Below are 14,124 nucleotides of genomic sequence, written 5' to 3'. Positions count from 1 at the left end.
GAAAAGTCATGACGGACAAAAGCATACAGAATATTTTCAAGCTCATAGGTGTGACGGCATATGTCACATCTATGGGCATAACCCTCACGTCGTGTGAAAGAATGTTTGAGGAGCTGGAGCCTTGTCCTCACGGGATGGAACTGCGCTTTGTCTACGACTACAACATGGAGTGGGCAAATGCGTTTCCTGCTCAGGTTGACTGTCTGACACTGTATGTCTATGACAGTGACGACCGTTATGTGACTACCCGCGTGGTCACCGGAAGCGAGCTTGCCGATGAAGATTACCGCATGACCCTGGAACTTGCCCCCGGCACTTACCGCCTTGTTGCCTACGGCGGCTTGGCTTGTGACGACGCCACATTTTCTGTCGTCGACCTGCCGCGGCAGGGCACGGGCTACAGCGATTTGCGTGTCGCCATGGACTTGTCGGTGACAGGAGCGGCGGAGCCTTCTCAGAGGCGTCTTCACGACCTCTTTTATGGAGAGCTGACTCTCGCCTCTGCCGACAATTACAGCAGCGGGACGGTCAGGATGATGAAGGACACCAACAATATACGTGTCGTGTTGCAGCAGGAAGCGGGCGGCGAGGTGAATCCCGATGACTTCGAGTTTTCAATCACTGACAACAATTCGCTGTTTGCCTGCGACAATACTCTTGTCACCGACGGGGTGGAGGAGGTGGTCTACCGTCCCTGGTCTACGGGACAGGCACGCACCGGAGTGTCGATTGTCGGCAATAACGTGACACCGCTTGACGTGACAGTCGCCTATGCCGAGCTGAGCACTTCAAGGATTGTGTCGGGCAACGCTCCGAGGCTTATTGTCACACGCCGTTCCGACGGCGGCACAGTGGTCGACTTTCCTCTGATTACCTATCTCTCCCTGTTGATGAGCGACCGCTACTCAAAGCCTCCTTATAATATCACCGACAGTCAGGAGTATCTTGACCGTGAGAGTGACTATTCGGTGGTGTTTTTCCTTCGTCCTGACAATACCTGGCTTGACACCCGCCTGGTGATTAACGATTGGGTGGTGAGAATTAACAATACTGAATTTTAGTGACGTTTCAATCGCTTCATTGTAATGATTGAAAGAGTTAATATATATTGTTTAGGCTTGCTGTGTGCTGTAATGCTTGCGGCATTACCCTCGTGTGGCGGCAGGACTTATGAAGAGCCCTGCGGGTCGCCGGAACCGGGTTATGTCACAATGGCGATTGACGCGCTGACTCTTGACGCGGTTGCCGGTGACGATGCCGGTGAGCTGCCCGACGCGGAGAAGATTAACAATCTGCGTGTCATCATTCTCAGCCGCAATATCGAGGGCAGTGAATGGACTGTGGAGCATAATGACTACATCGCCTATGACGGCGCGGTGATGCATGACCGCAAGGAGTACAAGGTGGCGCCTAATGCTTTCAAGCGCGTGTATCTTATCGCCAATTGCCGGTCGGCGGTTGCTGCCGACGGCTCTGTGCTTGACATGAGTCAGCCGGCTGCATATCTGCCTGCGTCAGACGGTTCGGCGCCCGTTGACGACGCTGCGTTAGGCTTCACTGAAGGCGAGATGGAGATGCTGCCCATGAGTGCCCTCTACGAGACCTATGTCTATGAAAACGATGTGCATAGCCGCTGCTATATAGTGAGGGCGGTCAATAAGCTCACCCTTACCGTTAAAAACCGCACTGCGGCAAGTGACGGAGATGAGGAGGCGCGCGACATAAGGCTCGTTGACTGGACCGTAAGCGACATCGCCGACAGGAGTTTTCTGATGCCCCATGTCGGGATGACCGGCTCAGGCTGTCGCGTTGTCGACACCGATCTTGTCAACACCGTCTATGTCAGTGACTGGACCGAGTGGCTTGTGGATGAGGCCAAGAAGCGCGAGCGTGGCGACGTGGCGCGTTACCAGTGGCTTACTGACTATGCCATGCCGTCGAGTGTCACATATGGGGGCAAGACATGCTCTTACAGTGAGCCGCCTCTGCTTGCCGGCAATTCCGCTTCCGAAGCCGTCTATACAGCTTCGCCGGTATATTTTGCCGAGAGCCGCGACGTGGACAATGGCTCGGCGCTCGGATTACAGAGCTACACGCTTACGCTCCATACCGAGGAACGCGTGGCAGGGGCTGACGACAGCGAGGCGTGGACCGCCAGGGAGTATAAGGCGGAGCTGCCTCAGCTTGTGTCGCTGTTCCGCAACACTCATGTGGTGGTCGATGTAGCTGTCGGAAGGCTTCTTGACGTCACCGTGGAGGAGCAGCCTTACGCGTGGGTGGAACTTAAACCCGTGTTTGGTCTTGACCGTGATGAAAACGGAGAGATAATTGTGAGAAAGTGAACTGTTGAAATGATTCATTATGCGAGGACTACGGTTAATACATTTGTTATATAAGGCAGCTGTCGCCGCTGCGGTTGTCGTTATGGCTCAGGCTTGTGAGGATAGATTCCCTGACGGCGCAGGTAACATACCCGAAGGTATGACATCGATTTCAATGCAGATGGATTTCATGCCTATGGCTGAGGGGCTTACGGGCGGTCGTGCCGAGACGGGAAAGGGCGATGCGCTTAACGGGATAGCCGACTTGTGTCTGCTTTTCTATGACAAGGAGGGTAATCTGCTGGAAGACTATGTCTATTACTATAATCCCGATTCTGATAAGAAACCTGCCGGATTGCCCGACGGTCGCTTTATTCACGGCTCCGGAGTGTTCAAGGAGGTAGAGCGCAATCCCGACGACGCTTCCAACGGCAAGCTTGCCCAGGACAAGTCGATGACCGGCACGCTTAATAAGATAATCGTTCCTTATGGCGAATACACCATAATCGGTGTGGCTAATCTCGGAAATTCGGTGTCGGAGAAATATAGTGAGGCTACAACCACCTATGATGAACTTTTCAATAACGCTGACAATGATGTGTCGACCGTCGACGGGCTGCGCGGACTGAGACTGGAATGGGATTCCTCATGTCTTGCCAATAATGCGGAGATGTTTGGCTGCTTTACAAGCGGGCAGACCTCAATCGAGGCGGCACAGTTTTTCAGCATGGAGTCATTGCCTACAGAGACCATAAGCAGCAACGGCATGGAGGTAAGGTCATGGCTCAGGCGTGCGGCGTCAAAGGTGACAATCGCTTTTGACGGCACAAATCTGCGCGATAATATCTGGATTCACCTGAAGTCGGCGACAATAATGGATATTCCTTCCCGCTGCTGTCTCGGGCGCCCCAACACTGTTGAAAAAGCCGGGGAGCTGCTTAACGGTAATGACGGCGACGGCGGAAACTATGGCGACGACGCCCAGATTATCGATTACACCAACGGTCATGAAGCTACCGATAACGACGGACTGTATAACACCGAATGGACCACGATAGTGCATGGCCGCAAGTATCCCGAGGAAGCCGACGGAAGCCACCTGCAGGATGAGGTGTCGCTATTCTTTTACGAGAATATGCAGGGCGAGGGAAAGGACAAGCGTCAATATCCTGAAATGGACGGCGACACTCCTACCGGCGACGTCAAGGATTCTGACATTAAAAAGGATGACAAGCCTTTGGGCTCATATATAGAAGTGAAGGCATATTATCGTTCGCGCGACAACATCGTGAGCAATGGAAATATAGTCTATCGTTTCATGCTTGGCAAGAACGAGACTACCGATTATAACGCCGAGCGAAATTACCACTACAAGCTTACTCTGTCGTTTAACGGCAGGGCAAACGACTATGACTGGCACATAGATTATAATGAGGAACAGGGCATTAAGGTCCCCATCCCATATTATTACGTGCCCTATATATACAATCAGTCCATGGTGTATCCCGTGACTATTGTCGGAGAACTCGAAGGCGAGCTTGAAGCAGAGATTACACGTTCCGACTGGTTCCCCTGCACGGAGGACAACCCAGGTGTGCCTCCTGCTGGCATTGAGGTATATCCTCGTAATAAGGTTGTAAATGATGGACCTTGGCACGGATTCCTCTCTTTACGTCAGGCTCCTCCTGATGAGGTCGAGCGAGGATTCAAAGCGGCTGTAGGAGGGGACAAATATAACTATAATCAATCAACGTCTAAGTATAATGGTTTGCCTTATAATCAGGCATATTGGGAGGGAAAAGGTGACCCTGCCATTAATGAGAAAGTGAATCACAGGGGACATCGTTTTTATAATGTCGCCAAGACTCCAACAACCGACAGAACGGATAATGCAAACGATGATTTTGCTAAAGACGGTACATATGAGGTGTCGACCACGGTCAAAAACGGAGTGCCACACACCACTTTCTTGATACCGCTCTTTTCGCGTGAGATAAATCTTATCAAGACAGCGGGTTACCGTGGCAACAATCCATATATCGGCTATTACCGTTATGCCGAGATTACGTTCAAGGCAAAAATCAAGGGACTTGGAAATCAGGAAATCGTGGCAAAGGTGCTCCAGGTGCCGCGTATCGTGAATCCGAAAGGCATATACCGCAGCTGGAATTGTACCGACCCGTTTAATGTGCATCTGATGCACAACACTACTGAAGATGGATCAAAACCGTATGAGCCGGTTAAATCATCAGGAGGACCCTGGAGCGCAGAGGTTGAGTATATCACCGGAGGTGGCGGTTGGCTCTCTATCGGAGGAAATGTCGCACGTGGTGCCAAGATTCATGGCGATACCGGTAGCGATATTCAGTTTGATGTGAAATTCCTGTCCAAGGCAGCGTCAGCCGATGATGTGAGATGTGCGGTTATAAAAGTGCTTTATAACAATTATACATGTACCCATCGTATAATGGTGCGTCAGGGCTATGCTCCGGTTGCGATTACAAATAACGGGGTAAAGTGGCATACTGTCAATCTGGAGTATGTGACAACCGATGAAGATAACGGTTATGTCGCGCATGAAGAACGCTATCCCCGTTCTGAAGGCTCGCTGTTCCGATATGGAAACCTGACAGATGCGATTGCGTCTTATAACAATCAGATGCGTGACCGCTTTAAGGACTATCCTGAAAGTCGTGAAGATTTCATACTTGCCCCTTATGCTGAAAACAAGGATAAGACTGGTAAAAAGTGGAGAGAGATAAAGACCGCGAAGTCCCTCAACAATGGGAGCGCAAGGGATTTCTTTAAAAAGGCAAAACTGAAAGTAGGCGATACAGAGTGCAGAGTGGCTTCACAGGCTGATTTTCAGGATCTTCGCAAGGAATGTGACTTCGGAGCCGGAATCCTGTATGGCGACGGAGCGACAATGACTCTGACCGAAGTGGATGTTTCGGAAGGTTATGCTTCTTATGTCGACGAGAGCAGTCGCCAGTCGCGCGGCATGCGTGGATGGTTTGTCTACAATGTTGGAAAAGATGGTCTCAACCTGTTCTTTCCGATTGGAGTCGCGGGTCATGGCAGGCGTAAAGATGGCAGCGGTAAATCCGGGGCATATTATTCTGAAGATGATAAGGAGGGGGTCCTTAGATATGGCAACAGGTCGAAGCTGATGCCTGACGGAACCGGACATTTTGCGGAATATCGCCCGTTGCTCTACACGATGTACTTGCAGAATGGCGCCGTCTATTGGACCGGTGAGGTAGAGGAAGACCCTAAAAATCCCGGGCCTACGCTTATCTCGGCTTGGGATATAAACTATACCACATTTGACTTTAATACATTCAATAGCGATGCTTATTCGCTGTTTAATGATACCGATGCGGCGTTTATAAGACTTGTGGAAGATTAACGATATAATCCAATAATGACTTTATCTATATAATTAGACTGAAGCGCCGGAAAATGTCGTGACGACAGCAGCCGGCATGTTTGATCAGGTGAATGTTAGTTAGGTTTTTAGGTCTTGTCTTTGGGAAAAGACAATCCCTTGTTTAATTTATGTTCCAATGGATTCCCGGTATTGCCTTTATCTGATGGATAGGCATTTGCCGGGAATTTTTTATCTGCTGATTTTTTTGAATTGAGCCAGAGAATTGTTATATTTGGGAAAATGAACGGCTTACCACATTAAAAATTTCAGTAGCAATGGAGATAATAGGCTTTTTTCTTCTGGTGGTGATAATGGTGTTGCTCTTGAACCTGAAGAGTGAGATTTCGGAAATTAAGTCGGAACTCCGAAACATCATGTCGCATGATGAAAAGTCGTGGAGTCAGGTTGACGAACCCGATATTGACATCGCTGTCGATGATGAACTTTATTTTGAGACAGCGCCAGAACCGGAGCTGCCTCCGGAGATACCGCCTGTGCCTCCTGTGGTTGTGATACCTCCGGTGCCACCTTCGCCGATGGCTGAGGCCGAACCTGCCACAATGGGCAGGACGCGCAATATCGAGCGACTGATAGGTGAAAACCTGTTCAGTAAAATCGGAATCCTCGTGCTGATAATAGGCGTAAGCTTCTTTGTCAAGTATGCCATCGACCGCGACTGGATAAACGAGGTTGCGCGCACGTTGCTCGGCATGGCTGCGGGACTTGGCCTGTGGGCTGTGGCTTACCGTCTTCGTGACAATTATCGTAAATTTTCATCCCTGCTTGCCGGCGGTGGTTTTGCCATCTGCTTTGCGAGCGTGGGCATCGGCTATAATCTTTATTCGCTCTTCGGCTCGGCGTTGGCGATGGGCATACTTGTCGCCTTGACTGCGGCTATGGTTGCTGTCGCTTTGCGTTTTGACAGGAAGGAGCTTGCCGTCACGGCTCTTATAGGCGGCTTCGTGGCTCCGTTCATAGCCGGCGACAGCGGTGGTAACGTGTTTTTCCTTTTCGGATACATGGCGTTGCTTGACGTGGCGATGTTTGTCGTGACGCTGCGTAAAAACTGGCTTTTGCTGCCTCCGCTGTCATGTCTGTTTACCTATGTCGCGTCATTGACCGTCATCGCGACGCCTGCAGTCAGGGGCTCGGCGGGATTTGCGCTGCTCTTCTTTGTGCTTTATCTTGTATTGTTCTCGCTGCCGCTTGTGACAGTGCTGCGCCGCGACGGGAAAAAGTCGTCGATGACATGGCTGCTGACAGCGGCGATGGTGTTAAATGACTTCGCCTACATCGGTTTCGCGATGTATCTTGTCAGGAAAATCGGGTTTCTTGAACCGGTACGCGGCATAGTGGCTCTTGCCGGAGCTGTGCTTAATCTTATTATATTTTTCCGGTATTACAGGACGGCTGTCGACCGTGTTGTCAGTAATATACTCCTGGCGACAGCTTGCGGATTTATTCTGATTGCCATTTTCATGCAGTTCAGTGACCCGTGTGTGCGGATTGTATCTCTTGCCGTCTACGCTTCATTGACTGCGTGGCTCTTCTGCCACACAGGGCGGCGTCTGTATCTTGTGGTCACGCTTGTCATTTCTGTGCCGCTCGTGTCGGCACTGATTATTACCGGGATTGTCGGTGACGAGTGTTTCTGGGGCGCTCCGGTCAGTGTAGGTGCTTCTTATCTCCTTTCGGGCATCGCCTTATGGTTCGCTGCAGTGATTGTCAGGCGTTATCTTCCTGTCATGTCCTCGGGCTATGTCGCTGCCGGGCGGTTTCTTTTTGTTGCGTCGCTGTGGTGTGGTGCGGTCTTGATGCTTATGGGGGCCGGCTTTATCTATTATCATTACTTCCTGTATGCAGCTTACCGTGGAGTGGCGTTGCTGAGCCTCGCGGCAGTGATGCTCGTGGTGACATTGGCATTTCGCCATGACAGCTACGGGGCATTTGCGCTTCCCGCAATCGTGGTTGTGGCGATGCACGTCGGAGGTTATACAGGCGATGACGTGCCTCTTCTGTTATATGTGCCTCAATATTGTGCCATCATTGTCTTGTCGGCAGTGTTGGCGGTGAATGGATTTGACCGGTTCTGCAAAGGCTTGCCTGCCGCTCCGCTGAGTTATAAATGGTATATGGTGTATTATAATGTATCAGCGGTATTGTTTGCGCTGCTTGTCACTTCGGTGGTGCTGTCGTCGCTTCATCTCGGGAGGCTCCACAGTGCCGGCATATCTGTGACACTCGCTCTCGCCGGCGCCGTGCAGATTGCTTTAGGCATGCGCCTTCACTCACGCCTGTTACGCGTTATCGCGTTATGCACGTTTGGGGTAGTGATTCTGAAACTCGGCGTGTATGACCTGTGGCGCATGGCTCCTGTAGGGCGTATCGTTGTGTTCATCCTGCTTGGCGCGATACTGCTTGTGGTGTCATTTTTCTATCAGCGGCTGCGCGGGGTGCTTCTTGACGATGAATCGCGTCACTGATATTTTTTCCAGAGTATGCGCATCGAGTTGACTACGGCAAGGAGTGCCACGCCTACATCGGCGAACACAGCCGCCCAGAGCGAAGCGTAGCCTAAGGCGCCGAGCACGAGGATTATGACCTTTATGGCGATGGCGCCGACGATGTTTTCGGTTACTATCGCGTGAGTGGTCCGTCCGATTCTTATCGCGGTAAGCAGTCGCGACGGCCTGTCGGTCTGTATCACTACGTCGGCGCTTTCTATCGCGGCGTCAGAGCCGAGACCGCCCATTGCGATGCCGACATCGCTGATGGCGAGCACCGGCGCGTCGTTCATGCCGTCGCCTACAAATGCGGTTTTTCTTCGCTCGACTGTCCTCTTCCGCTCGATGTATGCCGCTTTGTCTTGGGGGAGAAGTGCGCCGTAGGCTTCCGTGATGCCAAGCCGGCGGGCATAGTCGCTTACTGTCTCTTTTCTGTCGCCCGAGAGCATCACCACATCGCTGACACCGAGATTGCGTAGCCCTTCGACCGTTGCCTTGGCGTCATCTTTTATCGTGTCGGCAAGCGCTACATATCCTGCATATTTCCCGTTTATCGCGCAGGCTATTATAGTGGTGCCCGAGTGGCTTACACTTTCCGGATAGGGTATGTTTTCTGAATCGAGCAACCTGAGATTTCCTGCGATTACATCGTTACCCCCGATGGAGGCGCGTATGCCGTGACCGGCTATTTCTTGCACCTCTTCAGCCGCCGGAATTGTTATGCCGAGCGACTCCACGTAATTGACAATCGCTTTGGCAAGAGGGTGGGTGCTGCCTGTCTCGGCTGCGGCGAGAAGAGCCAGCATCTCGCGGTTACCGATAGTGTCGCTCTCTGTTTCTGTCACGCTGAACTGACCGGTGGTGAGCGTTCCTGTCTTGTCAAATGCTACAGTGTCAATCGTGGTGATAGCCTCAAGATAGTTGCCGCCTTTAAACAGGATGCCTTTGCGCGAGGCGGCTCCTATGCCGGCAAAGTAGCCGAGCGGGACGCTGATCACGAGGGCACACGGGCATGAGATTACAAGAAACACCAGGGCGCGGTAGACCCATTCCGAGAAGTCGTAATGGAACCCGTGATTTATCAGCGAGACGAGCGCCGGCACCGTGACGACAAGCAGCGCAAGCACAAGCACTGCCGGAGTGTAGACCCGCGCAAACTTGCGGATGAACATCTCAGCGGGCGCTTTGCGCGTCTGGGCATTGTTTACAAGGTCGAGTATGCGTGACAGGGCGCTGTCGGCATATGGTCGGGTGACGGTGATTCTTGCCGTTTTCGTGGAGGAGATCATTCCGGCAAGCACCTCTTCGCCGCGTGATATTTCGCGTGGCATGCTTTCGCCGGTGAGCGCAGAGGTGTCGAAGGTGGCATTGTCGCTTGCGAGCGTGCCGTCGAGAGGTACACGCTCTCCGGGATGTACCTCAATAAGCTCGCCTACGGTTACATCTTCGGGGATTGTGACGACAGCCTTTCCGTCGCGTATCACTGTCGCGTGTTCGCCCCTGACGTCAAGCAGGCGTGATATGTTTCGCGTGGCTCTGCCTACGGCTTTGTCCTGCAATGTCTCTCCGATGGAGTAGAACAACATTACTCCTACAGCCTCGGGGTATTCACGTATGCAGAATGAGCCGATGCAAGCTATCGCCATTAGCGAAAACTCATTGAAGTAGTCGCCTGCACTGATGCTTGCGGCGGCGGCTTTGATTACAGGGACTCCGACAGGAAGAAATGCCGCGATATACCATATGAGGCGCGTCGTCTCGCTCCCTGCAAAAAAGCTTAGTCCCGTGTGCTCCATAATGAGCCCGGCTACAAGCATCACGAGCGACAGCGCCGGAGCTGCTAATGAGTGTCCCTCGCCATGCCCGTGGTGATGTCCGTGCTGCCCGTGGTGATGTCCGTGGCTGTGGGTGGCAGTGTTGTTGTTACAGTTGCAATGTCCCATAATCTTCTTGTTTTATATACAGCAAAATTACATGGAAAGTTTTGCAACCTGGTTTCAAATATCCGCCTATGCAATTAATCGTCAAACATCACGTTAGGGGCATGGGAGGATATGCGACCGCGTCTTTTTATGGAAAAGTTTGTTATATTTGCAAAAGATAATTTATGATGGAATTGAGACGACAGCAGGTTACGCGCTACATCACGCCATTGCGTGAGGGCGGTTCATTGCCGGCTCTTGCCGAGGCTGATGACGGATTTAAGTATGTGGTGAAATTTCGCGGTGCAGGTCACGGGGAAAAGGCATTGATTGCCGAGCTTATTGGCGGCGAGATAGCGAGGGCGCTCGGGTTCAGGGTGCCTGAGCTCGTGATGCTTGATCTTGACGAGGATTTCGGCAGGGCCGAGGGTGACGAGGAGATACAGGACCTGCTGAAGGCGAGCCGTGGGCTTAATCTCGGACTGCACTTCCTGTCGGGGGCTCTGACGGTGGACCCGTATGTAAATCCAGTTGATGAGATGCTTGCCTCACGGATTGTGTGGCTTGACGCTTTTATAACCAATGTGGACCGCACGGTAAAGAATACCAACATGCTTGTGTGGCATGGGGAGACGTGGCTGATAGACCACGGTGCGGCATTGTATTTCCATCATTCATGGCGTGATTGGGAGAAAGCGGCGGTGTCGCCGTTCAGCTATATAAAGGACCATGCGCTGCTCCGTAAGGCGTCAAGGATTGAGGAAGCCGACAAGTTGTTGCGTCAGAAAATCACTCCGCGCACCCTTGACCGGATTGTCGACCTTATACCTGACGAATGGCTTGACCGGGAGGGTGGGGACGTGACCCCGGATGAGTTGCGTGATGTCTATAAGCAGTTTCTCTCCACGAGGCTGAAAAATTCAAGTGTATTTGTAAACGAAGCGGTCAATGCAAGAAAGTCACTTATATGAATATGCCGTGTTGCGCTATCTGCCAAGGGTGGAGCGCGATGAGTTTATCAACGTGGGGCTTATCATGATGAGTAAGCGCCGACGCTGGATACGCGCCGCAGTCAATGTTGACGCAAAGCGCATGAGCGTGTTTGATAACGAATTGAGTCATGGAGAGATACTCCGTCAGCTTGACGGAGTGATTGCCGTCGCGGAAGGAAAGCCGTCGGCGGGACCGATGGCGGCTAATCCTGTCGAGGAACGCTTCAGATGGCTTACAGCGGTGAGGAGCGCATGTATACAGACATCGCGCCCCCATCCCGGCAAGACCGATAATCTTGACGCGACATTTGACCGCCTTTTTGAAGAGCTGGTGTTATGAGATAAACACCTTGCCCTTCTTCGGCTTGATTCTGCCTTTCTTGTCGCGTTTAGGCTCGTCGTTGTCGGCTTGCTGCTCTTTCTTTACTGCCGGTTTTTCTTCCTGTTTTACCTTGGGAAGCTCGGGGATGACTACGGGCTTGGTCGGGTCATAGTCAAATCGCTCGCCTGAACCTTGCAGGTCGCTCATGTCAATGAGAAACGGGATGTAGTCGCTCTCGGCAAGAAATTCGCCTGTCTTTCCCGGGTCGGTGTATATCGACATCTTGACATAGATGCGATATTTTCTTTGGTTTTTAAGGTGAAGCTCGTCGGCAGGGATGAATACCTCCATGTCCTCGATGTCCATGGCGTTGGTCTTGGCTTTCATGTAGGCTGACGACGATACATAGTTCAACGAAGGCGACAGGCGGTAGCGGTCGTTTATGTCGCGCAGCGCGCGGCCTCCGGGAGTGGCGTAAAATATAGCCTGACACTGCACGATTTTGTCTTTTGCTCCGTTCAGGTCGAAGTCGGCATGTATCATCAGTCCTCTTTCGCCGTCTTTTTCCACATTGGTTTCAATCCAGATGCGCTTGAACTGGGCAGTAGCCGCGCTGAGGGCAACAGAAGAGAAGAGTATGGTCAGGGTTAATAGAAGATGTCTCATTTTGTTACGGTTATATGTTGTTTAAAAATGTCATTTAACAGAGTGACGGGTCACTTTTATGTTGCGTGCCGCTGCGTGGCGTTTAAGCAGGTCGACGGCATAGGCCTCGGTCTCGTCAACCGGCATCTCTTCACCGTAGATGTTGATACACATCAGCAGGCGAGTCGTGTCAAGGTCGATTTTTGTGCGCTCGTTGTCGCTTGTGGGAGTACCGATGCCTCCGGTGGCGTCACGATAGACGGGCAGGCAGTGGATGTTAAGTTGACCGCGCCCTATTCCTTCAAAGGGCTCGCCATCGCGTCCGGCGCCGAGACTCAATGTGTCGCCGTCAATTTTTGCAAGGTCGAAGCCTCCGATAGAGTAACCTGACGCCATCGACAACACATTTATGAGGTCGACAAGATTATTGATGTAATATAATCCGGTCCCTTTTACAACGCGTCGGCACATTGCCTCACACGACGGGCGATAGCGGTTGGGCTCTTTGCCGAGAGCCTTGTATGCCGCCCTTGTAGCGGCAATGCCTTTTCGCTTGTTGATGTCGGGCATCGTGTATTTGCCGGCAATGTCGGCGGCTGTTTGCTCAAGCTCTTCTTTGAGCGCGGGAGTCGTAGGCTCGTTGGTTACATCTGCCTCTATCATTATGACTTGAAGGTCGGGGGCAATGTCGCCCACACACTCCTCAATAACTAAATTCATAGGCTGTTTTGGTTAATCAGATACAAAGGTAAGATTTTTCCGATTGTGTACCATCTAAAAAATTCGTAATTTAGCACTCTGAATCACAACTTGGAAATCATGAAAATAGGTATAATAGTGGCTATGCAGAAGGAACTTGACCTTTTGCTGCCTCTCTTGAATGAATATAACGACAACACTGTCAATGACATCGCGCTTTATGAAGGGCGTCTCGGCAACCATGAGGTGACGGTGATGCAGTGTGGCATAGGCAAGGTCAACGCGGCTATAGGCGCATTGACGCTTATCGGGGCTGCTGCTCCCGGTCTTGTGATAAACTCCGGTGTTGCCGGCGGCACAGGCTACGGAGCCAAAATACTTGACGTGGTGGTAGGCGACAGGGTGGCATATCATGACGTGTGGTGTGGTCCGTGTGGCGCCCCTCGAGGATGTGTGCAGGGGTTGCCTCAATATTTTGAGGCGCCGGCAGGCGTGCTTGCATCTCCGGTGTTTGACCGTGACGGCGTGAAGCGAGGTCTGATAGCGAGCGGCGACCAGTTTGTCGACAGCGTAGAGGGGCTTGCCGCGATAAAGGAGATATATCCCGACGTCATGGCGGTTGACATGGAGTCGGCGGCTATCGCGCAGGCTTGTTATCTGAAAAAAGTGCCGTTTCTCAGTATACGTGTAATAAGTGACACCCCCGGTGCCGCCGATAATGCGGCTCAGTATGCCACATTCTGGGATGACGCGCCGCGTCACACATTTGACGTGCTTGTATCATTACTTGAAACTCTTTGAATCTCATGGATAAAATAGCGAGTTTTACGGTCAATCACCTTACTTTGCAAAGAGGAATATATGTGTCTCGCAAGGACATCACGCCAAGCGGCGATGTGATAACCACATTTGACATACGCATGACCGAGCCTAACCGTCAGGAGGCTTTACCGGGCGAGGTGCTCCACGCCATAGAACATCTTGCCGCCACTTATCTCCGCAATCATGCAGAGTGGCGCGACAGGGTGGTGTACTGGGGTCCGATGGGGTGTCGCACGGGCAACTATCTGCTGCTGAGTGGCGACTACGACAGTCGCGATGTCGTCGAACTTATGCGTGAGACATTCCGCTTTATCGCTGATTATGAGGGCGAGATACCGGGAGCCACACCGAGAGACTGCGGCAACTACAGCTATATGGATCAGGTTGGGGCGAGGAAAGAGGCGCGTCGTTTTCTTGACGAGGTGCTTGACTGCATCACGCCTTCTCAGCTCGTATATCCTGAATAA

Annotated in this window: 11 protein-coding genes; 8 read left to right on the top strand and 3 right to left on the bottom strand. The window is 51.9% G+C overall.

The annotated features are described in order from the left end of the window. Positions 1-8 precede the first annotated feature (8 nt). The 4 genes from E4T81_RS02890 (at position 9) to E4T81_RS02875 (ending at position 8,234) form a co-directional block, all read left to right on the top strand. The gene (locus E4T81_RS02890; protein ID WP_135041200.1) at positions 9-1,061 is read left to right on the top strand and encodes a FimB/Mfa2 family fimbrial subunit; all 1,053 of its coding nucleotides are present in this window, start codon (positions 9-11) and stop codon (positions 1,059-1,061) included. A gap of 24 nt (positions 1,062-1,085) precedes the next feature. Then, the gene (locus tag E4T81_RS02885; protein WP_135041198.1) at positions 1,086-2,342 is read left to right on the top strand and encodes a hypothetical protein; all 1,257 of its coding nucleotides are present in this window, start codon (positions 1,086-1,088) and stop codon (positions 2,340-2,342) included. A gap of 43 nt (positions 2,343-2,385) precedes the next feature. Further along, positions 2,386-5,730: a DUF4906 domain-containing protein gene (locus E4T81_RS02880; protein WP_167761608.1), complete on the top strand. Its 3,345-nt coding sequence runs from the start codon at positions 2,386-2,388 to the stop codon at positions 5,728-5,730. Between the two features lie 296 nt (positions 5,731-6,026). Further along, the gene (locus tag E4T81_RS02875; RefSeq protein WP_135041194.1) at positions 6,027-8,234 is read left to right on the top strand and encodes a DUF2339 domain-containing protein; all 2,208 of its coding nucleotides are present in this window, start codon (positions 6,027-6,029) and stop codon (positions 8,232-8,234) included. On the opposite strand, the gene E4T81_RS02870 is transcribed toward E4T81_RS02875, so the two are convergent. After that, positions 8,228-10,198: a heavy metal translocating P-type ATPase gene (locus tag E4T81_RS02870; protein WP_135041192.1), complete on the bottom strand. Its 1,971-nt coding sequence runs from the start codon at positions 10,196-10,198 to the stop codon at positions 8,228-8,230. The genes E4T81_RS02875 and E4T81_RS02870 overlap by 7 nt on opposite strands. A 167-nt stretch (positions 10,199-10,365) precedes the next feature. On the opposite strand from E4T81_RS02870, the gene E4T81_RS02865 reads away from it, so the two are divergent. Both E4T81_RS02865 and E4T81_RS02860 read left to right on the top strand, forming a co-directional pair. Then, complete coding sequence (locus E4T81_RS02865) at positions 10,366-11,148, top strand: HipA family kinase (protein ID WP_135041334.1); 783 nt, start codon at positions 10,366-10,368, stop codon at positions 11,146-11,148. After that, positions 11,126-11,509 carry a DUF3037 domain-containing protein gene (locus E4T81_RS02860; protein ID WP_135041191.1) on the top strand — a complete coding sequence of 128 codons (384 nt, stop codon included), beginning with the start codon at positions 11,126-11,128 and terminating at the stop codon, positions 11,507-11,509. The genes E4T81_RS02865 and E4T81_RS02860 overlap by 23 nt, the downstream gene beginning before the upstream one ends. Here E4T81_RS02860 and E4T81_RS02855 read toward each other — a convergent pair. After that, entirely contained in the window at positions 11,504-12,157 is a 654-nt protein-coding gene (locus tag E4T81_RS02855) for a hypothetical protein (RefSeq protein WP_135041189.1), read from the bottom strand. The two genes, E4T81_RS02860 and E4T81_RS02855, sit on opposite strands and share 6 nt — an antisense overlap. Positions 12,158-12,187: 30 nt before the next feature. Continuing rightward, positions 12,188-12,856, bottom strand: a complete 669-nt coding sequence (locus E4T81_RS02850; protein WP_135041187.1) for a B3/4 domain-containing protein — start codon at positions 12,854-12,856, stop codon at positions 12,188-12,190. 99 nt (positions 12,857-12,955) lie between these two features. Between E4T81_RS02850 and E4T81_RS02845 the strand changes: the two genes are divergently transcribed. Next, a complete protein-coding gene (locus E4T81_RS02845) occupies positions 12,956-13,636 on the top strand; it encodes a 5'-methylthioadenosine/adenosylhomocysteine nucleosidase (protein WP_135041185.1) in 681 nt (226 codons plus the stop codon). A 5-nt stretch (positions 13,637-13,641) separates the two neighbouring features. Further along, positions 13,642-14,124 (top strand): S-ribosylhomocysteine lyase, encoded by a 483-nt coding sequence (locus E4T81_RS02840; protein ID WP_135041183.1) that lies wholly within the window; start codon positions 13,642-13,644, stop codon positions 14,122-14,124.

Origin of the sequence: Barnesiella sp. WM24 (assembly GCF_004570975.1) — a bacterium.
In the GTDB taxonomy this organism is placed as follows: Bacteria; Bacteroidota; Bacteroidia; order Bacteroidales; family Muribaculaceae; genus Muribaculum.
Note: the sequence above shows the minus strand (reverse complement) of the source record. Positions and strands in the feature narration are given on the sequence as shown.